This window comes from Kitasatospora sp. NPDC057692 (genome assembly GCF_042799475.1).
In the GTDB taxonomy this organism is placed as follows: Bacteria; Actinomycetota; Actinomycetes; order Streptomycetales; family Streptomycetaceae; genus Kitasatospora.
The window spans coordinates 81,695-107,016 of sequence record NZ_JBHVIV010000011.1 but is presented as its reverse complement, the minus strand read 5'-3'; the positions used below and the strand labels follow the sequence as shown (position 1 = coordinate 107,016).

Below are 25,322 nucleotides of genomic sequence, written 5' to 3'. Positions count from 1 at the left end.
CCTCAGGAGTGACTGCCATGTCGCTGTCCCGCCGGGACTTCGTCAACCGTTCCACCATCGTCGGGGCCGGCGTTCTGATCGCCGGCAGCGCCGAGGCCCTGGCCAGCGCGCCGGGCGCGATCGCCGCCCCGGCCGGTGGCGAGGTCCCGGTCGCCGCGGCCGCCGAGGCCGAGCGCCTCGCCGTCGGCTACGGCCCGCTGGTCGCCGACCCGGAGGGCCTGCTGGCCCTGCCGAAGGGCTTCAAGTACAAGGTCCTGAACCGCGCCGGCGTCAGCAAGCTGCGCACCGGCGAGTTCACCCCGAGCAACCACGACGGCACCTCGGCGTTCGAGGACGAGCGCGGCGGCAACCTGCTGGTCGTCAACCACGAGCTGTCCGGCGCCCGCGCCAACTGGCCGAACCCGGTCCCGCTGACCGAGGGCCACGTCTACGACCCGGGCGCGGCCGGCGGCTGCACCATCGTGCACGCCAAGGCCAACGGCAAGGTCGAGCAGTGGGTCGGCATCGCCGGCACCGCCACCAACTGCGCGGGCGGCGTCACCCCGTGGGGCACCTGGCTGTCCGGCGAGGAGACCGAGGACAAGGCCGGCAAGAACGGCTTCACCAAGGACCACGGCTACATCTTCGAGGTCGACCCGTTCGACGACGACTACAACCGCGACCCGCAGCCGGTGAAGGCGTTCGGCCGCTTCGCCCACGAGGCCGTCGTCGTCGACCCGAAGCGCGGCCAGGTCTACCTGACCGAGGACGCCTCCAACCCGAACGGCCTGCTGTTCCGCTGGACCCCGGAGGCCGGCTTCAAGCACGGCCGCTACAAGCTGCGCAAGCTGGCCGCCGACGCCGGTGTGCTGGAGGCCTTCAAGGTCTTCGACGCCCAGGGCAAGTTCATCGACGACCTGTCCCGCGCCACCACGGTCGGCACCACCTACGGCGTGGACTGGGTCAAGGTCCAGGACCGCGACGCGCGCACCGTCTCCATCCGCAAGCAGTTCAAGGACGGCGAGGTCACCCGCGCCCGCAAGCTGGAGGGCATGTGGTGGGGTGACGGCGGCTTCTACTTCGTCTCCAGCTACGCCCGCTCGGAGAGCCCGCAGCAGCACGACGGCCAGGTCTGGTTCTACAACCCGACCCGCCGCACCATCACCCTGAAGGTCCTGCTGGGCGTCAACACCGACGTCTGGGGCGACCACGACAACTTCGACGGCCCGGACAACATCACCGTCTCGCCCTACGGCGGCATCGTGATCGCCGAGGACGGCGAGGGCGTCTCGCACCTGTTCGGCGCCACCGAGGACGGCCTGACCTACGGGATCGCCCGCAACGACCTGAACATCGGCACCGCCGAGAAGCCCGAGTTCAGCGAGTTCACCGGCGTCACCTTCTCGGACGACGGCAAGACCCTGTTCGCCAACATCCAGACCCCGGGCATCCAGCTGGCCATCACCGGCCCGTGGCACCGCCTGAACGAGCACAAGCGCGGCCAGGGCTACGGCCAGTGAGCTGAGCGCGGCTGAGTGACAGGGGCCCGTTCCCCGGAACGGGCCCCTGTCGCGTGCCCGGAGCCCGTCCCGCGGCTCAGGAGTCGGCGGGCAGCCGCAGCTGGAGCATCGCGAGCAGCCGCTGCTGCGGCTGGGCCAGGTCGATGCCGGTCAGCTGCTCGGCCCGGCGCACCCGGTAGCGCAGGGTGTTCGGGTGGATGTGCAGGGCGTCCGCCGCGACCCGGACCTCGCCGAGCGCGTCCAGCCAGGCCAGCACCGACTCGGCGAGCCGGGTGCCGTGCCGCCGGTCGTACGCGGCGAGCGCGGTGAGCCGAGGGTCGCGCAGGCCGCCGCGCTCCTGGAGCAGTGCCAGGATCTCGCTGACCAGCACCTCCGCCTGGACGTCGATCAGCGCCGCGACCTCCAGGTCCACCCCGCCGCGGCCCATCGCGTCCAGGATCCGGTCCGCCTGGGCGCGCGACTCGGGCACCAGCGCGAGGCCGTCCACCGTCGAGCCGATCGCCGCGCGCAGCGGGACGCCCAGGTGGTCGTGGGCCGCCTCGACCACCTCCTGCGCCCAGCCGCGCACGGTGGCCATCGGCAGGTTGGCGGGCAGCTCCGGCAGCAGCACGTAGACCCGGGACTCGATCGGCGCGAGCAGCGCGGCGCGGTGCCGGGCCGCCGTGTGCACCGAGATGAGGCCGGTCACCTCGGCCCGGGTCAGCTGCTCGGTGGTGCCCGCGCTGTACGCCAGCACGGTGGCCGGGCGGCGCAGGTCGAGACCGAGGTGGGTGGCGAGCGACTGCGGGCCGGTGGAGCCCTCCAGCAGGCCGGTGAGCAGGGTCTGGGTGAGCCGCACGTCCGCGGACAGCTCCCGGCGCCGGCGCACCAGCTGGGCCGCGGCGACCCGGGCCGCGCCGACCAGGGCCTGCTCGGCGAGCGGCGCGAGCGGCTGGGCGCCCTCCTGGACCCAGATGGTGCCGAGCGGCTGCGCCCCGGCCCGGATGCCGATCGCCAGCCGGCGGCGCAGGCCCAGCTCCGGGTGCGGATCGACCGCGATGGCGGTGTCCGAGCTGCGCAGGTGCTGGAAGACGCCCCACTCGCGGAGCTTGGAGAGGTACGGCTCGGGGCCCTGCCAGCCGAGGATGGAGAGCCGGCGCAGGTCGTCGACCTCGTCGGAGTCGGAGGAGCGGGAGTAGGCGAGCACCCGGCTGGAGGTGTCCTCGATCGAGACGATGCCGTTGGTGAGGACGGCGACGGTCTGGGCGAGCGAGAACAGGTCGCCCGCGTTGTGCTCGGCGGTGCCGGGGGTGTCCGGGGCGTCCGGTCCGGCGATGATCGCGCGGGCCAGCGAGTCGAGGTGCTCCCAGCGGGTCTCCCGGCGCACCGAGAGCAGCGCCACGCCCGCCTCGGTGGCGGCCTCGCGCAGCGCGTCGGCCTGTCCGGGGGCGTCCAGCTTGACGGCCACCGCGGCGGCCCCGGCCCGTCCGGCGGCGCGCAGCGCCGGGAGCGCGGCCCGGCCGCGGGCGCCGATGGCGAGCACGAGCTCGCCGGGGGCGGCGGTCGGCGGGTCCTCGGGGTCGAGGATGGCGACGTCGCGGACCGGGACGTCCAGCCCCTGCGGCGCGGCCTGGAGTTCGACGAGCGGCTCGCCCAGGGACATCAGCAGCTGCCGGAGCGGGAGGCCGGGGGTGGTCATACGGGCCTCCTCGGGGCTCCTCGTGGCGTCCGGTGGGGAGTGCGGTGGGGCGTCCGGCGGGGCGTTGCGCCGATTCTTCATCCGGGCGGACAACGCCGTCCGGATGATTTTAGCCGTCCGGCCAATCAAGCGGGCCCCGGTGCAGGAATAGCGTTCGTCATGTGGCCGACGTGCGACCCGCGCCGGCATCCCCCCGCAAGTAGAAGGAGAGCGTGCGCTCTATGGACGCTGTGACCCAGGTCCCCGCGCCGGTGAACGAGCCGGTCCACAGCTACGCCCCGGGCAGCCCGGAACGGGCCCGTCTGGAGGCCAAGCTGAAGGAGCTGGGCGGCCAGGAGCCGGTCCAGCTGACCATGACGATCAACGGTGAGCGCCGGATGGGCGGCGGCACCGAGTTCCACGTCGTCCAGCCGCACAACCACGCGGCGAGGCTCGGCACCCTGCGCAACGCCACCCAGGCGGACGCGCAGGACGCGATCGACGCTGCCCTGGCCGCGGCCCCGGCCTGGCAGGCGCTCTCCTTCGACTCCCGCGCCGCGATCTTCCTGCGCGCCGCCGACCTGCTGGCCGGCCCCTGGCGCGAGACCCTGGCCGCCGCCACCATGCTCGGCCAGTCCAAGACCGCGCAGCAGGCGGAGATCGACACCCCCTGCGAGCTGGTCGACTTCCTGCGCTTCAACGTGCACTTCGCCCGCCAGATCATGGCCGAGCAGCCGATCTCCTCGGACGGCGTGTGGAACCGCAGCGACCACCGCCCGCTGGAGGGCTTCGTCTACGCGATCACCCCGTTCAACTTCACCGCCATCGCCGGCAACCTGCCGACCGCGCCGGCGCTGATGGGCAACGTGGTGCTGTGGAAGCCCTCGCCGACCCAGCAGTTCGCCGCGCACCTGCTGATGCAGCTGCTGGAGGCGGCCGGCCTGCCCAAGGGCGTCATCAACATGGTGACCGGTGACGGCCTGGACGTCTCCGCCGTCGCGCTGAAGCACCCGGCCCTGGCCGGCATCCACTTCACCGGCTCCACCGCCACCTTCCAGCACCTGTGGCGCGAGGTCGGCAACAACATCTCCGGCTACCGCACCTACCCGCGGATCGTCGGCGAGACCGGCGGCAAGGACTTCCTGGTCGCCCACCCGTCCGCCGACAAGGCCGTGCTGAAGACCGCCATGACCCGCGGCGCCTTCGAGTTCCAGGGCCAGAAGTGCTCCGCCCTGTCCCGCGCCTACGTCCCGGCCTCGATCTGGGCCGAGCTGAAGGACGAGTTCCGCGACGAGGTCGACGGCCTCACCATGGGCGACGTCAGCGACCTGTCGAACTTCATGTCGGCCGTCATCGACGACCGCGCGTTCGCCAAGAACAAGGCCGCGATCGACCGCGCCCAGGCCGACCCGCAGGTCGAGGTCCTGGCCGGCGGCACCTACGACGACTCGGTCGGCTACTTCGTCCGCCCGACCGTCCTGGTCTGCGAGGACCCGGCGAGCGAGTACTTCCGCGACGAGTACTTCGGCCCGATCCTGGCCGTGTACGTCTACGAGGACGAGAAGTACGAGGAGATGCTGACGCAGATGGAGGCGGTCTCGGCCTACGGCCTGACCGGCGCGATCATCTCCCAGGACCGCGAGGCCGTGCAGCACGCGATGCTCAAGCTGCGCAACGCCGCCGGCAACTTCTACATCAACGACAAGCCGACCGGCGCGGTCGTCGGCCAGCAGCCGTTCGGCGGCGCCCGGGCCTCGGGCACCAACGACAAGGCCGGCGCCAAGCAGAACCTGTCGCGGTGGACCTCGACCCGCTCGGTCAAGGAGACCTTCGTCCCGCCGACGGACTACCGCTACCCGCACATGGGCTGAGTGCCCCGGACTCCCAGTCCCTGACGCCCCGGTCCCGCAGCCGGACGCGTCCCACGGGCGGCGGGCCGGCCACCCCCCTCGGCCCGCCGCCCGTCCTTTCTGCCACCCTTAGAAGCACCAGCTCCAGGAGTCACGATGCTCCGTTCCGCCCTCCTCGCGGCCTCCCGGTCCTCGCAGGTCCGCACCGTCGTCGAGAAGTTCCCGCCGACCCACGCGATAGTCGAGCGGTTCGTCGCCGGCGAGGCCCTCGACGACGCCGTCACCGCCTGCGACGACCTGGTCGCCACCGGCCGCAAGGTCACCCTGGACCACCTCGGCGAGGACACCCGCGACGCCGCCCAGGCCGCGGGCACCGCCGAGGCCTACGAGTACCTGCTCAAGGCGCTCAAGGAGACCGGCCTGGCCGCCGGCGCCGAGGTCTCGGTCAAGCTCTCGGCCGTCGGCCAGTTCCTCCCGGTGGACGGCGAGAAGATCGCGCTGGAGAACGCCCGCCGCATCTGCGAGGCCGCGGCCGACGCCGGCACCACGGTGACCCTCGACATGGAGGACCACACCACCACCGACTCCACCCTGGGCATCGCGCGCGAGCTGCGCGAGGACTTCCCCTGGCTGGGCGTCGTCCTCCAGGCCTACCTGCGCCGCACCGAGGCCGACTGCCGCGAGTTCTCCGGCGCCGGTTCGCGCGTGCGCCTGTGCAAGGGCGCCTACAAGGAGCCCGAGTCGGTCGCCTTCCAGGGCAAGCACGAGGTCGACCTCGCGTACGTCCGCGCGCTCAAGGTCCTGATGGCCGGCGAGGGCTACCCGATGATCGCCTCGCACGACCCCAACATGATCAAGATCGCCGGTCAGCTGGCCCAGTGGAACAACCGCGACCGCGACTCCTTCGAGTACCAGATGCTCTACGGCATCCGCCCCGAGGAGCAGCTGCGCCTCGCCGGCGAGGGCAACACCATGCGGGTGTACCTCCCGTACGGCCAGGAGTGGTACGGCTACTTCATGCGCCGCCTCGCCGAGCGCCCGGCCAACCTCACCTTCTTCCTGCGCGCCATGGCCACCCGCGGCTGACGCACCAGGCACCGACCGGCCCGCGCCCTCCCTCCGGAGGCCGCGGGCCGTCGTCGTGCACTCCTAGAGGAAGTCCTTGGTGTCGAGTTCGAAGTCGAAGGGGGCCGGGAGGGCGAGCGGCTCGCCGAAGGCGGCCAGGTGCACTTCGGTGTACTCGTCGCGCTTCGGTCGGGAGAAGAGGCTGACCTGGGACTTCTCGCGGTCGATGAGCAGGTACAGCGGGATGGCGGCGCGCGCGTAGCAGTGGCGCTTGGCGATCCGGTCCTGGTCGGGTTTGCTGGAGGTCACCTCGGCCACCATGGTCACGCCGTCCGGCTCCATCCAGGACGGGGCACCGCGGAACAGCCGGAGCTCCATCGGCGCGAACGTCGCGTCGGGGATGACGTGGTTCTTCGGGCAGAGACCGCCACTGACCAGACGGAGTCCCTTGGTGCCCGCCACCTGCATGCGGACCTTGGAAAGACGGCTCATCTGGTCGATGAGCAGGCCGATGTAGTCCTCGTGATCGCCGTCCGGCGGTGGTGCCACGCTGATCTCTCCCTCGATGAGCTCGGCCCGGAAGCCTTCGGGGGAGTGCAGGCTCAGGAAGCTCTCCAGCAGGATGTCCGCCTGCGACGGGGAGTCCGTGATCGGTTTCTCATGCGCCACAGCACTCATGATGCCCCTCCTTCAGGTGGGCGTCACGCTAGTGCCGGGTCGAGCGGAGTTATGCCGTGCACGGTGATCTTTCACCCGATGGTGTGAGGCGTCGGGGCCCGTAGGATCGTCTTGCTGGTGAACTGGGCTTTTGGCGAGGGGAGTTGGCATGGTGGTGAAGCGGTTCGCGGAGTTGTCGACGCCGTTGGTGGCGGACGCCTGCGTGCGGGTGGGGGTGGAGGTGCGGGCGGCGCCGGCCGGGGTGATGGGGGTGGTCCCGGGGAGCCGGGTCGCCGGGCGGGTGCTGCCGGTGCGGCACTACGGGAGCGTGGACGTGTTCCTGGAGGCGTACGGGGCGGCCGAGCCCGGGGACGTCGTGGTGATCGACAACGGCGGGCGGCTCGACGAGGCGTGCATCGGGGACCTCGCGGTGCTGGAGGCGCGGGCCGCCGGGGCCGCCGGGGTGGTGGTGTGGGGGCTGCACCGGGACACCCCGGAGCTGGTGGAGATCGGGCTGCCGGTGTTCAGCTACGGCAGCCTGCCGCTCGGGCCGCTGCGGCTGGACGGGCGGGAGGCGGAGGCGCTGGCCAGCGCCCGCTTCGGGCCGCACCTGGTGGGCGTCGAGGACGTGGTGTTCGCGGACGCCGACGGGGTGCTGTTCGTGCCCGGCGCCCGGCTGGACGAGGTGCTGGAGGCCGCGGCCGGCATCGCCCGCACCGAGCGCGCGCAGGCGGAGCGGATCCGCTCGGGCGACACGCTGCGCCGGCAGACCGCGTTCGACGCCTACCTGGAGCGCCGCGCCGCCGACCCGGCGTACAGCTTCCGGCAGCACCTGCGGCAGGTCGGCGGGGCGATCGAGGAGTGACCGGACGCCGGCGCCCCCGACAACGCCGTGGTTGTCGGGGGCGCCGGCGGACGGGTCAGAGCATCGAGGCGGCCGGCTTGACCATGGCGCGGGCGGTCTTGGCGTCGACGTACTCGCCGATCGCGGTCATCACCCACTCGCCGGAGTACTGGCGGACCAGCTTGCACATCACCACGCCGGTGCGCGACTCGGAGTGGGTGAGGTCGAAGCGGACCAGCTCCTGGTTGGTGGCGGCGTCCACCAGGCGGCAGTAGGCGTTCTTGACCTCGGTGAACTTCTGGCCGGAGAAGGAGTTCACCACGAAGACCAGGCCGCAGACCTCTGCCGGCAGGCCGTCGAGGTGGACGGTGATCGACTCGTCGTCGCCGCCGCCCTCGCCGGTCAGGTTGTCGCCGGAGTGGGCGATCGCGCCGTTGAAGATGCCCAGCTTCATGAACCAGGCGGTGTCCAGCTTCTCGCGCTGGGCGTCGAAGGCGAGGCAGGAGGCGTCGAGGTCGATGTTGCGGCCGCGGCCTGCGGGCTCCCAGCCGAGGCCCATCCGGACGGCGGACAGGAACGGCTTGCCGTTCTTCTCCAGGGAGACCGAGCCGCCCTTGGTGAGGCTGACCCGGCCCTTGTCCAGGGTGACCTTGGTGAAGGACGGGGCGGCGGCCGGCGCGGCCGGGGGAGCGGGGGGCATCGGGGGCGCGCTCTGCGGCATCGGCGGGGCGGAGGCCATGGCGAGCCGGGGGTCGACCGGGGCCGGGGGCACCGGTGCGGCGGCGGGCGGGGCGACCGGCGCGGCGGCGGCCGGGGCGGCGGACGGCTGGTCGTCGACGCTGACGCCGAAGTCGGTGGCGATGCCGGCCAGGCCGTTGGCGTAGCCCTGGCCGACCGCGCGGACCTTCCAGGCGCCGTTGCGCTGGTAGACCTCGACCACGATCAGCGCGGTCTCCCGGCCGAGCGGCGGCGGGGTGAAGGTGACCAGCACCTGCCCGGTGGCGGCGTCCCGGACGGTCGCGGTCGGCTCGATGCCCGCGAAGGTGGCGCCGGTCTCGTCGGGGCTCGCGGTCACCACGATCTTCGTGATCCCGGCCGGGACGGCGGCGGTGTCGACGATGATGGCGTCCGGCGTCCCGGCGGCGGCCGGGCGGTGGGTCACGCCGGGGCCGTTCGGGGCGTTGTAGAAGACGAAGTCGTCGTCCGAGCGGACCTTTCCGGCGTCCGTCAGCAGCAGGCCCGAAACGTCCAGCGCCTTGGGCGCGGTGACCTCGACGGTCACCCGCGCGGCGGTCAGCGGGGCGTTGCCGCCTTGGGTCAGGACCGTGGACACGAACTCCTCCTGGGAATGCGGTGGTGCGGCGCCGGCCCCGGCGGTGGGGCGGCTGTGCCGGTTGGCGACCACAGTAACGAACGAGCCCGGCCGGATGAGCCCGAACGGCGCGCTGACCTGTCGGGTTGTCGGACCGGTGGTCAGCCGGTCGGGGCGATCGGCGCGACGGGGACGGCGCCGCGCGGGGCCGGCGTGGTGAAGCCGCCGAGGGCCGCGACGGCACGCGGCCGGGTGATGCCGAAGGCGCCGGCGTTCCAGGACTCGGGCGTCCCGCGCCGGCCCGCGGCCCGCGGCGGGGCGCCGGCCGCCGGGCGGGCGGCGTGCCCGGCGGCACGGCTGCCGCGCACCGTGAAGGTGTAGCGGCCGGGGCGGACGTCCGTGCCGGGCGGGGTGCTGAAGCGGTAGACCGCCGCACCGCGTTCCTGGTGGGTGGTGACCACGGCGCCGGCGAGGTCCGTCCAGGCGGTTCCGGCGCCGGGGACGGCGGTGCCGGGGGCGAGGCGGAACTCGGTCTGCAGCGCGGTGAGCGGTTCGGTGACGGTCAGCGCGAGGATGTGCCGGGTGCCGTCGCGGCCGAGGGACTGGACCACGGCCGCGCCGCCGAGCGCCTGGTCCTCGGCCTCGTCCGGGGCCGGCTGGGTCGGGGCGGTCTCCTTCGCGCCGTCGTCCGCGGTGCCGAGGGTCCCGCCGGTCCACTCGCGCGGGGACGGGGCGGGGACGCCCGGGGCGTTGGGGGCGGGGACGTACGGTCGCGGCGTGGTCGGCGAGGGAGCGGGCGCGGAGGGGGACGGCGAGGCGGAGGCTCCGGGCGCCGACGGGTCCTCGGCGGGCCGGCGGGCGGTCTGTGCGCCGGTGTCGGCGGCGGCCGCCTGCTCGTCGGCGGACTGCGGGTGCTCCGGCCGGCCGCCGGACAGGGTCTCCGGGTCTCCGGCGGCGCCCGTGGTACCGGGCCGGTCCGGGGCGGGGTCGCCGGTGACGCCGTGTCGGGGCGCCGGGCCCTCGGCGAGCGGCGCGGTGGAGGGGGAGCCGCCGCTGCGCGGCGCGGACGGGCCGGCGGTGCGCTGCCCCGGCACGGCGTCGGGCGCGCGGGTCCCGGACGCGGCCGGGCCGGCCGGGTGACGGCCCGTCGCGGTGTCCGGGCCGACGGTGTCCGGGCCGGCCGCGGTCCCGGTGCCGGAGGTCGTGCCGCTCCCGGTGGCGGCGGCGCCGGGAGAGGTGGACGGGGTGGGCGGCCCGCTGGAGCCGACCCGGGCGACCCCGGCCCGGCGGCCCACGCCCTGCTGCTCGTTGAGCAGGAAGGTGGTGGCGATGCTGATGCCCACGACGGTGGACATCGCCATCGCGGCGCCGGAGAACCGCAGGGTGGGCAGCCGCAGGCGGCCGCCGAACGGCCCGGGACGGCCGTGCCGGCCGTGGCGCGTGCGGTACCGGTCGTGCGTGTGCGGCGCGTCCTGGCCGGTGTCCTCGGACAGCGTCACCTGACCCTCCCTCCCCTGAAGTCGCCGTTGCGGTCGTCGCATTCTCCCACGTGCCGACGGCGGTGCCGGTGCCGTAGGACCGGGCGGACGGCCGTCGGCGGCCCGGTGCGGTCGGCGTGTCCGGCCCGATCCCGTCGGATCCGGTCCGATCCGGTCCGATGCGGTACCGGCTGGTCCGGTCCGGTCGGAAACGTCGTCCGGGGGTCCTTCGGGCGCGGTCCGGCCCGGTTGGTGCGGGGGCGCGCGTACGGAGTCCGACCGGACGCGCGCGCGGGCGTGCGCCGGCAGGGGGACGAGCGTAGCAGCGGGTACCCGGGCGATGGCCAGTGCTCGGACGGAATTGATCCAATCCGTGGACAACCCTTTGACCAGCGGAAGTTGACGGTCCGTCTGACAAGGCCGGTAAGGGACCCTGGGCGGCTGCGGGGATTATTGCAACCCTCTTGCAACCCTTGCCCGACCCTCGCGCGGTGAAGCACGCTGGTGGACATCCCACGCCGTCCCGGAGAGACCGTCATGCCGCCCGACCCGCTGCCAGCACCCTCCAGTGCCCCCCTCGCCGCTACCCCCACGGGCGGCGATGAGGCAGGCTCCACCGCCGCTCCGGCGGCGGTGGAGGAGGTGCTGACCCTGCGGATCTCGCTGGGCGAGGAGGTGGTCGGAGAGGTCCGTACGCGGTTCCGGTTCGACGCCGCGCGCCCGTACGAGGTGCTGCTGACGTTCCACCTGGGGCGGCCGGACGAGGCCGACTGGGTGTTCTCGCGTGAACTGCTGCGCGACGGCCTCCGCTCGTTGAGCGGCCAGGGCGACGTCAAGCTGTGGCCGGCGTACTGCCCGTGCCACGGCTCGACGTTGCACCTGGCGCTCGAGTCGCCGCACGGCAGCGCCCTGCTGGAGGCCTCCAAGCCCAAGGTCCAGGAGTGGCTGGACCGGACGTACGCGCTGGTCTCGGAGACGGCCGAGGGGTCCCACGGGCCGACCGACGCCCAACTGTCCGAACTGCTGGCCGGCGGGCGCTGAGCCGGGGGACGGCGGGCCCGCGCTACGGGGGCGGCAGGGGGAGGCGGCCGGGCCGGGAGCGCGGCGGCGCCGACCCGTCGGCCGGGCTGCGCGGACCCGGTAACGGCGGGGTGCCGGGCAGCCGGACCGCACCGCCGACCAGCCCCGCGCGGAGCCTGCGCACCGCCGGCGCCGAGGAGGCCGGCAGCAGGTCGTACGGGTCCTCCGGGCCGGCCACGGTGACCAGCACCGATTCGGCGAAGCGGTACGGCCGGTGGGCCAGCAGCCCGCCCAGGTAGCGGCGCAGCCGGGACAGTTCGGCCCGCACCGTCACCGTCCGGGCCGGGTCCCCGAACAGGGCGTCGGCCAGTTGCGCGGCGCTGAGGCCGTCGCGCTCGGTGGCGAGCAGGAGCAGCAGTTCGGCGTGGCGCGGGCTGAGCGAATGCGACCAGCTGCCGGCCGCGCCGCGCACCGACAGCTCGGGGCCGCCCGCGCGGCGCAGGTCGAGCACGAGTCTGGCGCCCTCGGCCTGTTCGGCGAGCGGGCCGCCGGCGCCGGCGGTGTCGGCGCCCGGGCCGTCGGGCGTGCCGGGGACGGCCGGGACGGCGTCCTGCGGCCGGACCGGCCGGACCAGCCAGCCGTCGGCGAGCGGTTCGATCACGCACTCGCCCAGGCTGGGCAGCCAGTGCACGGCGGTCGAGCCCCAGCCCTCGGCGGGCAGCCGCAGCCGGGCCGGCGGCGGCAGTCCGGCCGCGGCCGCCGTCCAGCCGGCCGCGTCCACGACCAGGGCGGGCCCGTTCACCCGGGCCAGCATCGGGGCGGCCAGGGTGCGCAGGTGGTGCAGGGACTCCAGGCGGCGGGCGCGCAGTTCGGTCTCGGCCAGCTTGGCGGCGGTGGCGGTCAGCTGGAGCAGGTACGGGCGCACGGAGTGGGCCGGGCCGCTGAGGTTGATCGCGCCGATCAGCCGGCCGGTGCCGGGGTCGTGCACGGGAGCGGCGACGCAGGTCCAGGAGTGGTGGCTGCGCAGGTAGTGCTCGGAGGAGTGGACCTGCATCGGGCGCTGGGCGCGCAGCGCGGCGGCTATGCCGTTGGTGCCGACGCGCTCCTCCACCCAGCGGGCGCCGGTGAGGAAGCCGATCCGGTCGGCGCTGCGGCGCAGGCCGCGTTCGCCCTCCTGCCAGAGGATGTGGCCGTCGGCGTCGGCGATCGCGAGGATCAGCGGGGGCTGGGCGGCCTGCTCGACCAGGGTGCCGCGGAGGATGGGGAGCAGCGGGTCGAGGCCGCTGGCCCGGCGGCGGTGCTCGATCTCGGCGGGGCCGAGGTGGACGGCGGCGGCACCGGCGTCCGGGTCGAGGCCGAGGCGGCGCAGGCGCTCCCAGGAGTCGCCGATCTCGGGGCGGGGCTGGAGGAAGGGCGGCGGGTCGTCGGGGGCGGAGGGGTCCCGGCCGGCGCTGCGGGCGGCGGCCTCGGCGAGGGCGCGTTCGTGGACCTTGGCCAGTTCGGCCGCGCTCTGCGGAGTTCGACGTTCCGGCCGTCGGGTCTGCCGTCCTGGCTGCCGCACTCGTGTCGCTCCTCGCCGCCGTTCGAGGGCGCGCCGGGGCCGACGCGCTGACGAAAGAGTACGGGCGCCACCGGTTCCTGGGGATGGGGTCTGCCAACTCGGAATACCAGACGGTACGAGAGTGATCATGCCAACGATTGCGGGCGGGGTGGTGCGCCGCTCCGCCCTAGTGGCTGGGGAGTTGCCGCTGGGCGGCCTCGACGCTGTGGTGGAGGTCGGCGGTGGCGTCCAGGCTGGTCGCGGCGGTGAGGGCGAGGCAGGCGGCCAGGGCCAGGGCGGCGGTCCGGCGGGCGGCGGCCGTCCCGGTGGGGCGCGGGTGGAGCAGGGCGGCGACCCGGCGGGGGACCGGTCCGCCGTGGGCCGCCGGGGCGTGCCGGGGGCGGTCCGGCCAGGGGGAGCGGCGGGCGGCGAGGGCGGCCCGGCCCACCGCGCGGGCGGTCACCGCGCGGTCGCCGACCCGGGCGGCCGCGGACTCGTCGGCCCAGCGTTCGAGGTGGTAGCCGAGCGGTGCGCGCAGGGCCCGCAGTGCCGGATGGGCGACGGCCGCGTGGGCGGCGAGGGCCAGGAAGAGGTGGTGGCGGGCGGTCAGGTGGGCGCGCTCGTGGGCGAGCAGCGCCGCGCGCTCGGGGGCGTCCAGGGCGCGGAGCATGCCGGCGGTGACCACGATCCGGCCCGGTTCGACGGGTCGGCCGGGGCGGCGGAGGCGGCCCGGCAGGGCGAAGGCGTCGGCGTGCTCGTCCGGCAGCACGGCGAGTTCGGTGGCGGGCCGAGTGGTGAACAGTCGTCTGGCGCGCTGGGCCCACGGGGTGCGCGCCCGGCGCACGGGTGCGCGCGGGGGGCGCGTGTCCGGATGCTGGTCGTACGGGCGGACGGACGGCCGCGGCGCGCGGACGGCGCGGGCGTCGGCGGTCGCCGCCTCGACGGCGGTGCGGGCGGCGCCCAGGTCACGGCGGTGGCGGCGCGCGGTGCGTACGGCGCAGGCCGTGAGCACGGCGAGCGCCAGCGCGGCCGGCCCGGCCGCCGCCACCGGGGTGCCCGGCGTCCCGGCGGCGAGCCAGCGCGGCGAGAGGTGGCCGAGGGCGGCGACCGGGGGGAGCCGGAGCAGCCCGGCCGCGGTGAGCAGGCCCAGCGAGCAGAGCGTGCCGCCGGCCAGCACGGCGGCCGTGGCGGCCAGCGTCCAGGCGGCGGCGCGCGGCGGCAGCGCCTCGGCGAGCCGGCGGGCGGGCAGCACGGCGAGGAAGGGCAGCAGCAGCGGGGCCCAGACCGCGACGATCACCGGGCGGCGTCCTCGTCGCCCAGCAGTTCGCGCAGCAGCCGCTCGTCCTCCGCGGAGAGGTCGGAGACGAAGCGGGCGAGCACCGTCGAGCGGTCGGCCTCCCGGCCCAGCTCGGCGTGCATCCGGCGGGCGGCCAGCCCGGCGGGGTCGGCGACGGCCGGGGTGTAGGCGTAGCCGCGCCCGGAGCGGGTGCGGTGCACCGTCCCCTTGTCGTGCAGCCGGGCGAGGATCGTCGCGACGGTGGTCCGGGCCAGGCCGTCGCCGAGGGCGCCCTGGATGTCCTGCGGCGTGAGCGGCCCCTCCGCGGCCCAGAGGGCGGCGAGCACCTCGGCCTCCAGCTCCCCGGCGGGCCGGCGGGCGGACGGTACGTCGGACATGGCGGGGGTTCCTCCAGTTATCGTCTACAGTCATGTAGACCGTCTACGCGATTGTAGACAGTCGGGTGCGCTCTGCGGTGCCGCCCACCAACGTACGGGAGGTCCGCCGGCCATGGTCCAGTCGCTCGCCGCCTCGGCACCCGCCGTCACGGATGTGTTCGGTGTGCTCGGTGCGCTTGTCGGGTCCGTATTCGGTCCGTTTGTGACGGATATTGACCGTTATCTGTCATTCGCCCTTGTTCTGGTAGTAGTTGTCTCCATGCTCCCGATTGTTCTCGAAGTGTTCCGCGTCCAGCGGGTCCGGCGGCACGGCGGTGACGTCCGGTGACGGCGCTCACCGGGCTCACCCGGCTCGCCGTGACCGACGGCAGCGGCATCGACGGCGGCCTGTACCGCCGGGTGGTCGGCTGGGCGGACGCCGCGCCGCACTGGTTCAACCGGCTCGTCGAGGCGTGGACGCTGCTCGGCCTCGGCCTGTTCGCGCTGCTGATGCTGGCCGCCTGGTGGCGGGCGCGCGGCGACGGGCCGGCGGTGATGGCCCGGGTGCTGGCCTCACCGCTGATCGTGCTCGTCGCCTACGCGGTGAACTCCGGCATCAAGGGGCTGGTGGAGGAGGTCCGGCCGTGCGCCCAGCTGCGGGTGCGCGACACCCTGGAGACCTGTCCGGGCGCCGGTGACTGGTCCTTCCCGAGCAACCACACCGTGATCGCCTTCGCGGCCGCCGCCGCGCTCTGGTTCGCCGACCGCCGGATCGGCGCCGTCGCCGCGGTGGCCGCCGTGCTGATGGGGGCCTCCCGGGTCTGGGTCGGGGTGCACTACCCGCACGACGTCCTGGTCGGCGCGCTGGTCGGCGTCCTGGTGGCCGTCCCGCTCGCGCTGGCGGCCGGCGCGGCGGGGCCGCTGGTGGAGCGGGCGCGGACCGGTCCGCTGCGGCCGCTGCTCGGCGAGGGTCCGCGGGCGGTGTCGGCGCGGGCCGGCCGACCGGTGGGCGCCCGGCAGGACTGACCCGGCCCGGGACGGCCGGGCCGGACGCCGTCCCGACCCTTGTGTGGCCGGGGTGGCGGGGAGAGCATGTGAGCCGGGCGCGGCCGCCCCCGAGGGGAGCACCCGCCCGGCTCAGTCGTGCCAGGGCGCCGTGCGCGCCGGGCGTGCCAGTGGAGGGAAGTGCTGCCCATGCCGTACCGACTCGACATCACCCAGGGGGACTGGCCGGCCGAGGAGCTCGGCAAGGGCGTCGAGGGGCTGCTGGCCGAGGCGATGGTGCTCACCCTCGCGACCGCCGGCCACGAGCACGGTCCGCACGCCAACCTCGCCTTCTTCGCCTACGACGACGACCTCGTCCTCTACTTCGTCAGCGAGCGCGCCACCCGGCACAGCCACCACCTGGCCGAGGAGGCCCGGGCGGCGGCCACGGTGTTCCTGCCGCCGCCGGTCTTCGGCGAGCAGCTGCGCGGCCTGCAGCTGACCGGCGGCGCCGGCGAGGCGTGGGGGCACCAGGCGGAGGCGGCGCTGGCCGCCTACCAGGGGCGCTACCCCGCCTTCGCGCAGGACGACGAGGTCCGGCGGCAGTTCCTGACCGGGGGCGGGGCGGCGGCGCTGTACCGGTTCCAGGTGGAGGAGCTGACGGCCGTGGACGAGCCGAAGTTCGGCCGGCGGCACTACCTGCGGGCGGCCGTGCGGCGCTGAGCCGCGGCCCGGGCGGTGGACCGGCCGCCAGGTTGTCTGTACAACTTATCGGCCGGTTCATCTGAGGGCCGCCGGTCGGACGCCCCTCGGACATCTGGCGGCACCAGTCTGGCCGCATGAGAGTCATCGTCGTAGGAGCAGGCGTGCTCGGCACCATGCACGCCTGGCAGGCCGTCGAGCGCGGTCACGAGGTCGTCCACCTGGAGCGCGAGGCGGAGGCGCGCGGCGCCTCGGTGCGCAACTTCGGCCTGGTCTGGGTCAGCGGCCGGGCCCAGGGCGAGGAGCTGGACACCGCGGTGCGGGCCCGCGAGCTGTGGGAGCGGATCGGCGGGCAGGTGCCCGGCATCGGCTTCCGTGCCAACGGGTCGCTGACCGCGATCCGCACCGAGGCCGAGCTCGCGGTCGCCGAACAGGCGCTCACCCTGCCCGACGCCGAGCTCCGCGGCTACCGGCTGCTCGACCCGGAGCAGACCCGGGCCCTCAACCCGGCCCTGCGCGGCACGCTGCTCGGTGCCCTGCACTGCGAGCGGGACGCCGCCGTCGAGTCGCGCGTCGCCCAGCCCGCGCTGCGCGCCGCGCTGGCCGCCAGCGGCCGCTACACCTTCCTGCCCGGCCGCGAGGTCCGCGACGTCATCGGCGAGAACGCCGTCCGCGACGACCACGGCGACGTCCACACCGGCGACCTGGTCGTCCTGTGCACCGGTGCCTGGCTGGGCGGCCTGGTCCGCGAGCTGGCGCCCGAGCTGCCGGTCCGCAAGGTGCGGCTGCAGATGATGCAGACCGACCCGCTGGGCGAGCCGCTGACCACCTCGGTCGCCGACGGCGACTCCTTCCGCTACTACCCGGCCTTCGCCGGCACCGCCCTGGACCGCCTGCGCGAGGTCCAGCCGCAGCCGCCGGTCGCCGCCGAGCACAGGATGCAGCTGCTGATGGTCCAGCGCCTGGACGGCGGCCTCACCATCGGCGACACCCACGAGTACGACCAGCCCTTCGGCTTCGACGTCGTGGAGGACCCGTACGACCACCTGGTGGGCGTGGTGGAGGACCTGCTCGGCCGCCCGCTGCCGCGGGTCCGCCGCCGCTGGGCCGGCGTGTACGCGCAGTGCGTCGACACCACCCGGGTCGTCCACCGCGAGCGCGTGCGCGACGGCGTCTGGCTGGTCACCGGCCCCGGCGGCCGCGGCATGACCTGCTCGCCCGCCATCGCCGAGACCACGGCGAACCTCGCCAACCTGTAAATCCGTCAGCCCGTCAGCCCGTAAGACCGTCGAAGGAACTGAACATCATGCCGTACGACATCCGCCTGGTCGTCCTGGACATGGCCGGCACCACCGTGGCCGACGACGGCCTGGTCGAGCGCGCCTTCCAGGCCGCCGCCGGCTCGCTCGGCGTCGAGGCCGGCAGCCCCGAGCACGCCCGGATGCTGGAGCACGTCCGCGCCACCATGGGCGAGTCCAAGATCTCCGTCTTCCGCCACCTGTTCGGCGAGGAGGAGAAGGCCCAGCGCGCCAACACCGCCTTCGAGGCCGCCTACCACGACCTCGTCGACGCCGGCCACTGCGAGGCGCTGCCCGGCGCGGCCGAGGCCGTCGCCGAACTCCGCGGCCAGGGCCGCAAGGTGGTCCTCACCACCGGCTTCTCGCGGGCCACCCAGGACCGCATCCTCACCGCCCTCGGCTGGGAGTCGATCGCCGACCTCACCCTCTGCCCCGCCGAGGCCGGCCGCGGCCGCCCGTACCCGGACCTCGCGCTCACCGCGCTGCTGCGCACCGGGACCGACGCGGTCCGCCAGATCGCGGTGGCCGGGGACACCGGCTACGACATGCTGACCGGCTCGCGCGCCGGGGCCTCGGTCGTCGCCGGCGTCCTCACCGGCGCCCACGGCGAGGAGCGCCTGCGGGCCGACGGCGCGACCCACGTGCTGGCGTCCGTCGCCGAGCTGCCCGCGCTGCTGGCGGGCTGAGCCGGCGGCCGGGTGCACCGGGCGGGCGCGACGCGAGGCGCGCCCGCCCGGTCGGCGTGCGATCCCCCGCCGGCCTCCCGCCGGCCCCGCGCCGCCCCGGCCCGCCTCCGGGCGCGGGCGCCCGGCCGTGGGCTCGTGTTCCCGCCCGCCCCGGAGGGGAGGGCGGGCGGGAACCGGCTGCGCCTCGACGTCTTCCGGAGCGGGTTCCGCGCCCCGGGAACCCACGCGCTCGCCGGTCACCCGAGCCCCTGCCGGCCACCCGGCTACCCGGCTACCCGGCGGCCAACAGGGCCGGGAGGTCGCGCATGTCGTCGAAGACCACGGTGCCCGGGCCGGCCAGGCGGGCGGCGGGGGTCAGGCCGTCGGCGTAGCCGAAGGCGCGCATACCGGCAGCGCGCGCGGCCTGTACGCCGGGCGCACTGTCCTCGACGACGGCGCACGCGGAGGGCGGCACGCCCATCCGCCGGGCCGCGTACAGGAAGAGGTCGGGCTCGGGCTTGCCGCGGGCGACCTCGGTGGCGCTGAAGATGCGCCCGGCGAAGCGGTCGAACAGGCCGGTGCGGCCCAGGGTGTGCGCCATCTTCTCGTGCGAGCCGCTGGACGCGACGCAGGTCGGCAGGGTGATCGCGGCGAGCGCCTCGGGCAGACCGTCGACGGGTGCCAGCCCGGCGTCCACCTCAACCTCGTGGCGCCGGACGAACTCCGCCCACCACCGGTCGGCGGTCGCCCGGCCGAGCCGGGCGGCGATCTGCTCGTCGATCGAGGCCATCGAGCGGCCGATGAAGCGCTCGACCACCTCCTCCTCGGTCAGCGGCCAGCCGAGCTCGGCGCCGAGCGCGATCTGGACGCGGGCCGCGATCCGCTCGCTGTCCACCAGGACCCCGTCGCAGTCGAAGACGACGAGCCGTATCGGTTCGGTTGAAGTGATCACGCCCGAAGGATAGGCGCGGGCCCGGTTGTTGACGAGGGGAAACCTGCGGCCGGAAATCCGACATGGCGCGGAAACAAAAGCGCCCGGGTATTGCCAGTGTTCGCCGGGAACTCCTACAGTCGCTCGCATGGCAGCTGGAGAGTTCCTGGCTGCTCGCCGGCACGTCGATTTCGGACGGCTCGCGAGCGCCCTCTGTACGCCCGATCCGGCGTGAACCGGCGGCGGTCCCCGGACGGGTGGACGGGGACCGGCCGCAGCGCGTCGGACCTCCTCGGGGTGACTCGCACCCGCACTGTTCGTGCAGGTCGTTGAGGCGCCCCGGCTCCTTCACCGCGGATCCCCGGTGAGTCGCCGTGCCCGTGAATGCTTCCGGGGTACGGGCGCGGACGCCGTGCGGACCGGGAACCCGCTTTCCCCGTGAATGATTCCGGTGCCGCTCGCGGATTCCTCCGCGCGGCCGCCGACGGAATCACCGAAAAAGCATGGAGGGAATTCATGAGCGAGATCGGCGATTCGGAAACGAACGGTTCGCCCCGGGTCGGGAGGCGGGGCTTCCTGGCCGGCGCCGCGGCCGTGGCCGCCACCGCCGCGGCCCCGGCGGCGCTCCAGCTGGCGGCCGGGACCCCGGCCGCCGCGGCCGGTGCCGCCCGGCCCAACATCCTGCTGATCGTCACCGACGACCAGCCCAAGCACACCGAGTGGGCCACCCCGCAGATCGTGAACTGGCTCACCGGCAACGGCGTCCGCTTCACCAACGGCCACGTCACCACGCCGCTCTGCGCGCCCTCGCGGTCCTCGGTCTTCTCCGGCCGCTACGCCCACAACCACGGCGTGCGCAACAACGGCGCCTCGTACAGCCTCGACCAGCACACCACCGTCCAGCGCTACCTCAGGCAGGCCGGCTACCGCACCGGGCTGTTCGGCAAGTACCTCAACTCCTGGACGCTGGCGGACAACCCGCCGCACTTCGAGGAGTGGGCGCTGCTCCAGCCCGCCTTCAACAACGCCAACTGGAACATCGACGGCACCGTCCAGACCCTCACCGGCTACACCACCAACATCATCAAGAACCGCACCCTGGCCTTCCTCGACAAGGCCGCCACCGACTCCCGGCCCTGGTTCGCCTACGTCACCCCGTACGCGTCGCACGAGCCCAACGTGCCCGCCCCCAAGTACGCGGACACCGTCGTCCCGCCGTGGAACGGGCGCCCCTCGGTGCCTGAGGACGACCGCAGCGACAAGCCCGGCTACATCCAGAACGCCACCTCGACCCTGGCCGACGCCCAGGCGCTGCGCACCCGCCAGCTGCGCACCCTGCTCTCCGTCGACGACGCCGTGCAGGCGATCCACGACAAGCTGGTGGCACTCGGCCAGCTCGACAACACCCTGGTGATCTACCTCGGCGACAACGGCTACACCTGGGCCGACCACGGCTGGCTGAAGAAGTCCGTGCCCTACTCCCCGGCCCACGAGGTGCCCTTCTACCTCTCCTGGCCGGCCGGCGGGCTCGGCGCGGGCACGGTCGACAACCGGATCGTCGCCAACATCGACGTCGCCCCGACCATCCTGGACGCCGCCGGCATCACGCCGGACACCCCGCAGGACGGCCACTCGCTGTTCACCCCGTACAGCAGGGACCACCTGCTGGTGGAGTGGTGGAAGCAGGGCACGGCGGCCGGCGGCCCGCCCACCTGGTCCTCGTACGTGGCCAAGGGCAAGCAGTACACCGAGTACTACGCGCTGCACACCGACTCCAACGGCACCGTGTCCGGGACCGGCGAGGTGAAGTTCCGCGAGTACTACGACCTGTCGGCCGACCCGTACCAGCTGACCAACCTGCTCTACCAGGCCACCCCGCAGGAGGAGCAGGCGCTCGGCGTCCCGGGCCTGGCGGCGCAGTTGGCCGCCGACCGGGCCGCCTGACCCCTCCCCGCCCTTCCCCGACACCCTTCCCCGACGGTCCGGGGGCGACGGCCGGCCGCCGCCCCCGGACCCCGACCGAACGAGGACCCACCGTGTCCACCACCAAGCCCTGCTGCACCCCCGGCCGCGACGGTGACGGGCCCGCCGCGCCCGTCACCGTGACGCTCGCCGCTCCCGGAGCCGCCGCCGGGGCCGCCGCCGGAACCGCTCCCGGAACCGCCACCGGAGCCGGCTCGCGGGTGGCGCGGCAGCTCACCGGCCTGCCCGGCGGGCGGTTCCTGATGGGCGCGGACGACCGGGAGGGCTACCCGGCCGACGGTGAAGGGCCGGTCCGCGTCGTCAAGTTGAGCCCGTTCCGGATCGCGCCGACCACGGTGACCAACGCCGCCTTCGCGACCTTCGTCAAGGCCACCGGCCACCGCACCGAGGCCGAGGCCTTCGGCTTCTCCTACGTCTTCGAGGGCTTCCTGCCGGACCGGCTGGCCGCCGCCTCCCCGCAGGTGGCCGCCGTGCCGTGGTGGCGGGCGGTCGCCGGGGCCAGCTGGCGGACGCCCGAGGGCCCGGGCTCCTCGGTCACCACCCGGCAGAACCACCCCGTGGTGCACGTCTCGTGGAACGACGCGCAGGCGTACTGCGCCTGGTCGGGCACCCGGCTGCCCACTGAGGCCGAGTGGGAGTACGCCGCCCGGGGCGGGCTGGAGCAGGCGCGCTACCCGTGGGGCGACGAGCTCACCCCGGGCGGGCGGTACGCGTGCAACATCTGGCAGGGCGTCTTCCCCACCCTGAACACGGCGGCGGACGGCCACCGGGGGACGGCCCCGGTCACCGCCTTCCGGCCGAACGGCTTCGGGCTGTACAACACCGTCGGCAACGTGTGGGAGTGGTGCGCGGACTGGTTCAGCGCGGGCTTCCACCGGACCGGCCCGCGCCGGGACCCGCTCGGCCCGCCGGACGGCACGGCGCGGGTGATGCGCGGCGGCTCCCACATGTGCCACGCCTCCTACTGCAACCGCTACCGGGTCGCGGCGCGCAGTTCCAACACCCCGGACAGCTCCGCCGGGAACATCGGTTTCCGGGTGGCCGCCGACGCCGCGGCTTGACCTTGACACGGTGACAAGGCCTTGACTGCGGTCGAGGAGGTGGTCCCGATGACCGTGCCACAGGAGGAAACGACCACGACGCGGGCGCTCCGGGCGCTGGCGCACACCGACGCGTCGGTCCGGCTGCGGGCCGCGCTGGCGGTCGGCACTTCGCCGGACCCGGGGTTCGTCGGCGGACTCGTCGAGCGGAGCGCGGTCGAGCCCGAGTTCTCCGTGCGGGAGATGCTGACCTGGGCGCTCACCCGCCACGCGCCGTCGGCGACGGTCCCGGCGCTGGTCGGCGAACTCCGCTCGGACCGGGCCCGGGCCCGGAGCCAGGCGCTGCACACGCTGTCCAAGATCGGGGACCGGCGGGCCTGGCCGGCGATCACCCCGGCGCTGCTGGCCGACGCCGACGACGAGGTGGCCCGGACCGCCTGGCGGACGGCGGTCGTCCTCGCGCCCGAGCGGGAGAAGCCCGCGTTGGCCGTAGAGTTGGCGAAACAACTCGGTCGCGGCGAACGCGAGACGCAGCTGAGCCTCAGCCGGGCGCTGATCGCGCTCGGCGAGGTGGTGCGGCCGGCCCTGGAGGCCGCCGCGGCGGCCCCCGACGCCGGGGTGCGCCTGCACGCGCTCGCCACCGAACGGCTGTGGCGCGACCCGGAGGCCGGCTTCGAGTTCGCGATCGAGGAGGCGAAGCGCGTGGTGGCCCTGGGCGGGGAGGGACGGTAGTCGGTGCTGATCGGTGAGGTCGCGCGACGGTCCGGGGTCAGTGCCCGGATGCTCCGGCACTACGAGTCGCTCGGCCTGGTGCGGCCGACGGGGCGCACCGAGGGCGGCTACCGGGAGTACGCCGAGGAGGACGTCCGGCGGATCTTCCACATCGAGAGCCTGCGGTCGCTGGGGCTGTCGCTGCGCGACGTCGGGCGGGCGCTCGACGACCCCGGCTTCGCGCCCGCCGAACTCGTCGGCGAGCTCATCCGCGGGACGCGGGAGCGCATCGCGGCGGAGACCGAACTGCTCACGCGGCTGCGCCGGATCGGCGCCGCCGAACCGGCGGGCTGGGAGGACGTCCTGCGGACCGTCGCGCTGCTCCAGGCCCTGGGGTCGGCGAGCGCCGGGACGCGCCACCGCGCCGCGCTGTCCGCGACCGAGGAGGCCCCGGTGCCGGTGGAGGCGCTGGCCGAGGCCGTGCTGGGGGAGCCGGACCCGGTCGTCGCCGGCGCCCTCCGCTGGGCGCTGGTGCGGTCCGGGGAGGAGGTGGCGGCGCTGGTGGCGAAGGGCCTCGACGCGCCCGCGGCCGAGGTGCGCGAGCGTGCCGTCCGCTCCCTCGCCGAACTGCCAGGCGCCGCCGCCACCGCCCTGCTGCGGGACGCCCTCGCCCACCCCGACCCGGTGGTCCGCCGCCATGCCGCGCTGACGCTCGGCGCGCGTGGAGCGGGCGACGCGGTCCCGTCGCTCGTCGACCTGATCGTCGAGGGGGTGAACGACGTCGACGCGGCCGACGCGCTGGGCGCCCTGGCGGTCGACCCCGCGTCGGCGGACCGGATCGCCGCCGCCCTCGTCGACCGCCTCGCCGCCGCCGCCCTGGACCCGCCCGCCCGCCGCCGGCTGACCCAGGCGCTGGTGGACATCCCGGGCCCCACCGCCGCCCGCGCCCTCACCGAGCTCTCCCGTGACCCCGACCGCGCCGTGGCCCTCACCGCCGTCTACGCCCTCCGCCGGCGCGGCTGACGACCGGCCCGGCTGACGACCGGCCCGGCTGACGGCCGGCGCCGCCGGGTCAGTGGGAGCCGAGGTAGACGTACCCGGCGGTGCCGATGATCAGGACGATGCCGAGGACCCAGGTGGGTCATTTCGTCCATGGCGCGGTCCCTCTTCACAGCGGTGCGACGAGCATGCTCACGGGTGGGACGACGATCGCCACCCGGGGATCGTTCGTCCACGGTGCGGACACTACGCCTGTCCTGTGACCGGCGGTAGGCCGGGGGTTCCCCAACGCCGGACGCCCGTCACCTATCTGGTGACACGTCAGGAAACGGGGGATCCGCCGTGCCGCCGCCGGGGGAGCGGAACGGACCCCGTGCGCCGTGCACACGGGGTCCGTACGGTGGGTCAGTGGCCGCCCTTGAGGTTGAGGACGACGACGCCGGCGATCACCAGGGCTATGCCGATCCACTGGAGGCGTCCCAGGGACTCGCCGAAGGCGACCACGCCTATGCCGGCCACGGCGGCCGTCCCGGCGCCGGACCAGACGGCGTAGGCGACGGACACCGGGATGTGCTTCAGGGCGCGGCCCAGCAGGGCGAAGGAGAGGACGTAGCCGATGGCCACGCCCACGCTCGGCCAGAACCTGCTGAAGCCCTCGGTCAGTTTGAGGCAGCTGGTGGCGCAGACCTCGCTGAGGATCGCGAGGGTGAGGAGTACGTAAGGCATGGGGGCTCAAACCCCGGGCGCGGCGGTGAGCTTCCCGAGCAGGGCCAGGTCCGCGTGCTCCAGGCTGTCCAGCAGGGTGACCCGGGAGCCGTTCGGGATCGGGACGTCGCTGGAGGGGACGGCCAGGACGGCGCAGCCGGCGGCGGTGGCGGAGGCGACCCCGGTCGGGGTGTCCTCGACGGCCACACAGGTGGCGGGGTCGAGGCCGAGCAGGGAGGCGGCGGCCAGGTAGGGGTCCGGGGCGGGCTTGGTGCGCGGGGTGTCCTCGGCGGCGAGGGTGACGGCGAACCAGTCGCGGCCGATGGAGCCCAGCACCATGTCGACGACCCGCCGGGGGGAGGCGGAGACCAGGGCGGTGGGCACCTTGGCGTCCCGGAGGGAGGCGAGCAGGGCGAGGGCGCCCGGGCGCGGGACGGTCTCGGCCGCCACCTTGCCGGCGAAGGAGTCGCCGAGGCGGGTGGCGAGTTCGGCCTCGGTGAGCGAGGTGCCGCTGACCCGGTGGAGGTGGGCGGCGGTGTGCTCGATGGCCTGGCCGAGCACCTCGGGCGCGTCGGCGTCGGTGAGGGAGTGGTGCAGCTCGTCGGCGAGCTCGGCGGCGGCCTGCCACCAGAGCTGCTCGGTGTCGACGAGGGTGCCGTCCATGTCGAAGAGGACGGCGGCGGGTGGGGGGGTGTGAGGCATGGCGGTACCTTCGGAGCGGTTCAACAG

General features: G+C 74.7%; 24 protein-coding genes. 14 read left to right on the top strand and 10 right to left on the bottom strand.

All coding sequences use genetic code 11. The annotated features are described in order from the left end of the window. The first annotated feature begins 17 nt into the window (after positions 1 to 17). Positions 18 to 1,499: an alkaline phosphatase PhoX gene (locus tag ACFVFS_RS09670; RefSeq protein ID WP_380621994.1), complete on the top strand. Its 1,482-nt coding sequence runs from the start codon at positions 18 to 20 to the stop codon at positions 1,497 to 1,499. Between the two features lie 76 nt (positions 1,500 to 1,575). Here the strand turns inward: ACFVFS_RS09670 and ACFVFS_RS09665 are convergent, their stop codons facing one another. After that, positions 1,576 to 3,177, bottom strand: a complete 1,602-nt coding sequence (locus ACFVFS_RS09665; RefSeq protein WP_380621991.1) for a PucR family transcriptional regulator — start codon at positions 3,175 to 3,177, stop codon at positions 1,576 to 1,578. 221 nt (positions 3,178 to 3,398) lie between these two features. Here ACFVFS_RS09665 and pruA point away from each other — a divergent pair, with 221 nt between their 5' ends. After that, positions 3,399 to 5,027, top strand: coding sequence for an L-glutamate gamma-semialdehyde dehydrogenase (gene pruA / locus ACFVFS_RS09660; RefSeq protein WP_380621989.1), 1,629 nt, complete (start codon positions 3,399 to 3,401; stop codon positions 5,025 to 5,027). 135 nt (positions 5,028 to 5,162) lie between these two features. Next, positions 5,163 to 6,092 carry a proline dehydrogenase family protein gene (locus ACFVFS_RS09655; RefSeq protein WP_380621986.1) on the top strand — a complete coding sequence of 310 codons (930 nt, stop codon included), beginning with the start codon at positions 5,163 to 5,165 and terminating at the stop codon, positions 6,090 to 6,092. A 63-nt stretch (positions 6,093 to 6,155) separates the two neighbouring features. Here ACFVFS_RS09655 and ACFVFS_RS09650 read toward each other — a convergent pair whose 3' ends face one another. Continuing rightward, positions 6,156 to 6,749, bottom strand: a complete 594-nt coding sequence (locus ACFVFS_RS09650) for a Uma2 family endonuclease (RefSeq protein WP_380621983.1) — start codon at positions 6,747 to 6,749, stop codon at positions 6,156 to 6,158. Positions 6,750 to 6,897: 148 nt separating this feature from the next. On the opposite strand from ACFVFS_RS09650, the gene ACFVFS_RS09645 reads away from it, so the two are divergent. Then, entirely contained in the window at positions 6,898 to 7,593 is a 696-nt protein-coding gene (locus tag ACFVFS_RS09645) for an RraA family protein (RefSeq protein ID WP_380621980.1), read from the top strand. Positions 7,594 to 7,648: 55 nt separating this feature from the next. Here ACFVFS_RS09645 and ACFVFS_RS09640 read toward each other — a convergent pair whose 3' ends face one another. Continuing rightward, positions 7,649 to 8,893 carry a TerD family protein gene (locus ACFVFS_RS09640; RefSeq protein WP_380622107.1) on the bottom strand — a complete coding sequence of 415 codons (1,245 nt, stop codon included), beginning with the start codon at positions 8,891 to 8,893 and terminating at the stop codon, positions 7,649 to 7,651. A 152-nt stretch (positions 8,894 to 9,045) separates the two neighbouring features. Further along, a complete protein-coding gene (locus ACFVFS_RS09635; protein WP_380621977.1) occupies positions 9,046 to 10,383 on the bottom strand; it encodes a hypothetical protein in 1,338 nt (445 codons plus the stop codon). A 516-nt stretch (positions 10,384 to 10,899) separates the two neighbouring features. Between ACFVFS_RS09635 and ACFVFS_RS09630 the strand changes: the two genes are divergently transcribed. Then, a complete protein-coding gene (locus ACFVFS_RS09630; protein ID WP_380621975.1) occupies positions 10,900 to 11,403 on the top strand; it encodes an SsgA family sporulation/cell division regulator in 504 nt (167 codons plus the stop codon). Positions 11,404 to 11,425: 22 nt separating this feature from the next. On the opposite strand, the gene ACFVFS_RS09625 is transcribed toward ACFVFS_RS09630, so the two are convergent. The 3 genes from ACFVFS_RS09625 to ACFVFS_RS09615 all read right to left on the bottom strand — a co-directional run bounded on the left by ACFVFS_RS09625 (position 11,426) and on the right by ACFVFS_RS09615 (position 14,596). Beyond that, positions 11,426 to 12,943 (bottom strand): GAF domain-containing protein, encoded by a 1,518-nt coding sequence (locus ACFVFS_RS09625; protein ID WP_380621972.1) that lies wholly within the window; start codon positions 12,941 to 12,943, stop codon positions 11,426 to 11,428. A gap of 166 nt (positions 12,944 to 13,109) precedes the next feature. Continuing rightward, positions 13,110 to 14,219, bottom strand: coding sequence for a M48 family metalloprotease (locus ACFVFS_RS09620; RefSeq protein ID WP_380621970.1), 1,110 nt, complete (start codon positions 14,217 to 14,219; stop codon positions 13,110 to 13,112). Continuing rightward, a complete protein-coding gene (locus ACFVFS_RS09615) occupies positions 14,216 to 14,596 on the bottom strand; it encodes a BlaI/MecI/CopY family transcriptional regulator (RefSeq protein WP_380621968.1) in 381 nt (126 codons plus the stop codon). The genes ACFVFS_RS09620 and ACFVFS_RS09615 overlap by 4 nt, the downstream gene beginning before the upstream one ends. A 112-nt stretch (positions 14,597 to 14,708) precedes the next feature. Between ACFVFS_RS09615 and ACFVFS_RS09610 the strand changes: the two genes are divergently transcribed. The 5 genes from ACFVFS_RS09610 to ACFVFS_RS09590 all read left to right on the top strand — a co-directional run bounded on the left by ACFVFS_RS09610 (position 14,709) and on the right by ACFVFS_RS09590 (position 18,245). Then, complete coding sequence (locus ACFVFS_RS09610; RefSeq protein WP_380621967.1) at positions 14,709 to 14,924, top strand: hypothetical protein; 216 nt, start codon at positions 14,709 to 14,711, stop codon at positions 14,922 to 14,924. Beyond that, on the top strand, positions 14,921 to 15,601 hold the full coding sequence (locus tag ACFVFS_RS09605) for a phosphatase PAP2 family protein (protein WP_380621966.1): 681 nt from the start codon (positions 14,921 to 14,923) through the stop codon (positions 15,599 to 15,601). Before ACFVFS_RS09610 ends, ACFVFS_RS09605 begins: the two co-directional genes overlap by 4 nt. A gap of 168 nt (positions 15,602 to 15,769) precedes the next feature. Further along, complete coding sequence (locus ACFVFS_RS09600) at positions 15,770 to 16,282, top strand: pyridoxamine 5'-phosphate oxidase family protein (RefSeq protein WP_380621964.1); 513 nt, start codon at positions 15,770 to 15,772, stop codon at positions 16,280 to 16,282. 116 nt (positions 16,283 to 16,398) lie between these two features. Next, positions 16,399 to 17,520, top strand: a complete 1,122-nt coding sequence (locus ACFVFS_RS09595) for a TIGR03364 family FAD-dependent oxidoreductase (RefSeq protein WP_380621962.1) — start codon at positions 16,399 to 16,401, stop codon at positions 17,518 to 17,520. 47 nt (positions 17,521 to 17,567) lie between these two features. After that, entirely contained in the window at positions 17,568 to 18,245 is a 678-nt protein-coding gene (locus ACFVFS_RS09590; RefSeq protein WP_380621960.1) for a phosphonatase-like hydrolase, read from the top strand. 271 nt (positions 18,246 to 18,516) lie between these two features. Here the strand turns inward: ACFVFS_RS09590 and ACFVFS_RS09585 are convergent, their stop codons facing one another. Next, the gene (locus tag ACFVFS_RS09585; RefSeq protein ID WP_380621958.1) at positions 18,517 to 19,176 is read right to left on the bottom strand and encodes an HAD family hydrolase; all 660 of its coding nucleotides are present in this window, start codon (positions 19,174 to 19,176) and stop codon (positions 18,517 to 18,519) included. Between the two features lie 495 nt (positions 19,177 to 19,671). On the opposite strand from ACFVFS_RS09585, the gene ACFVFS_RS09580 reads away from it, so the two are divergent. The 4 genes from ACFVFS_RS09580 (at position 19,672) to ACFVFS_RS09565 (ending at position 23,912) form a co-directional block, all read left to right on the top strand. After that, positions 19,672 to 21,099: a sulfatase gene (locus ACFVFS_RS09580; protein ID WP_380621956.1), complete on the top strand. Its 1,428-nt coding sequence runs from the start codon at positions 19,672 to 19,674 to the stop codon at positions 21,097 to 21,099. A 92-nt stretch (positions 21,100 to 21,191) separates the two neighbouring features. Beyond that, positions 21,192 to 22,199: a formylglycine-generating enzyme family protein gene (locus ACFVFS_RS09575; RefSeq protein ID WP_380621954.1), complete on the top strand. Its 1,008-nt coding sequence runs from the start codon at positions 21,192 to 21,194 to the stop codon at positions 22,197 to 22,199. Positions 22,200 to 22,247: 48 nt separating this feature from the next. Then, positions 22,248 to 22,910 carry a HEAT repeat domain-containing protein gene (locus ACFVFS_RS09570; protein WP_380621952.1) on the top strand — a complete coding sequence of 221 codons (663 nt, stop codon included), beginning with the start codon at positions 22,248 to 22,250 and terminating at the stop codon, positions 22,908 to 22,910. Positions 22,911 to 22,913: 3 nt separating this feature from the next. Beyond that, a complete protein-coding gene (locus ACFVFS_RS09565; RefSeq protein ID WP_380621950.1) occupies positions 22,914 to 23,912 on the top strand; it encodes a HEAT repeat domain-containing protein in 999 nt (332 codons plus the stop codon). 381 nt (positions 23,913 to 24,293) lie between these two features. Here ACFVFS_RS09565 and ACFVFS_RS09560 read toward each other — a convergent pair whose 3' ends face one another. Together ACFVFS_RS09560 and ACFVFS_RS09555 are read right to left on the bottom strand one after the other, a co-directional pair. Continuing rightward, positions 24,294 to 24,614, bottom strand: coding sequence for a DMT family transporter (locus ACFVFS_RS09560; protein ID WP_380621948.1), 321 nt, complete (start codon positions 24,612 to 24,614; stop codon positions 24,294 to 24,296). A 6-nt stretch (positions 24,615 to 24,620) separates the two neighbouring features. Next, a complete protein-coding gene (locus ACFVFS_RS09555) occupies positions 24,621 to 25,295 on the bottom strand; it encodes an HAD family hydrolase (protein ID WP_380621946.1) in 675 nt (224 codons plus the stop codon). Positions 25,296 to 25,322: the final 27 nt, after the last annotated feature.

Excerpts from the sequence above, each read along its gene's own strand:
- ACFVFS_RS09600 (WP_380621964.1), top strand. The coding sequence starts at position 15,770 with ATGCCGTACCGACTCGACATCACCCAGGGGGACTGGCCGGCCGAGGAG.
- pruA (WP_380621989.1), top strand. The coding sequence starts at position 3,399 with ATGGACGCTGTGACCCAGGTCCCCGCGCCGGTGAACGAGCCGGTCCAC.
- ACFVFS_RS09655 (WP_380621986.1), top strand. The coding sequence starts at position 5,163 with ATGCTCCGTTCCGCCCTCCTCGCGGCCTCCCGGTCCTCGCAGGTCCGC.
- ACFVFS_RS09610 (WP_380621967.1), top strand. The coding sequence starts at position 14,709 with ATGGTCCAGTCGCTCGCCGCCTCGGCACCCGCCGTCACGGATGTGTTC.
- ACFVFS_RS09570 (WP_380621952.1), top strand. The coding sequence starts at position 22,248 with ATGACCGTGCCACAGGAGGAAACGACCACGACGCGGGCGCTCCGGGCG.
- ACFVFS_RS09580 (WP_380621956.1), top strand. The coding sequence starts at position 19,672 with ATGAGCGAGATCGGCGATTCGGAAACGAACGGTTCGCCCCGGGTCGGG.
- ACFVFS_RS09595 (WP_380621962.1), top strand. The coding sequence starts at position 16,399 with ATGAGAGTCATCGTCGTAGGAGCAGGCGTGCTCGGCACCATGCACGCC.
- ACFVFS_RS09670 (WP_380621994.1), top strand. The coding sequence starts at position 18 with ATGTCGCTGTCCCGCCGGGACTTCGTCAACCGTTCCACCATCGTCGGG.
- ACFVFS_RS09665 (WP_380621991.1), bottom strand. The coding sequence starts at position 3,177 with ATGACCACCCCCGGCCTCCCGCTCCGGCAGCTGCTGATGTCCCTGGGC.
- ACFVFS_RS09590 (WP_380621960.1), top strand. The coding sequence starts at position 17,568 with ATGCCGTACGACATCCGCCTGGTCGTCCTGGACATGGCCGGCACCACC.
- ACFVFS_RS09560 (WP_380621948.1), bottom strand. The coding sequence starts at position 24,614 with ATGCCTTACGTACTCCTCACCCTCGCGATCCTCAGCGAGGTCTGCGCC.
- ACFVFS_RS09555 (WP_380621946.1), bottom strand. The coding sequence starts at position 25,295 with ATGCCTCACACCCCCCCACCCGCCGCCGTCCTCTTCGACATGGACGGC.
- ACFVFS_RS09645 (WP_380621980.1), top strand. The coding sequence starts at position 6,898 with ATGGTGGTGAAGCGGTTCGCGGAGTTGTCGACGCCGTTGGTGGCGGAC.
- ACFVFS_RS09650 (WP_380621983.1), bottom strand. The coding sequence starts at position 6,749 with ATGAGTGCTGTGGCGCATGAGAAACCGATCACGGACTCCCCGTCGCAG.
- ACFVFS_RS09615 (WP_380621968.1), bottom strand. The coding sequence starts at position 14,596 with ATGTCCGACGTACCGTCCGCCCGCCGGCCCGCCGGGGAGCTGGAGGCC.
- ACFVFS_RS09630 (WP_380621975.1), top strand. The coding sequence starts at position 10,900 with ATGCCGCCCGACCCGCTGCCAGCACCCTCCAGTGCCCCCCTCGCCGCT.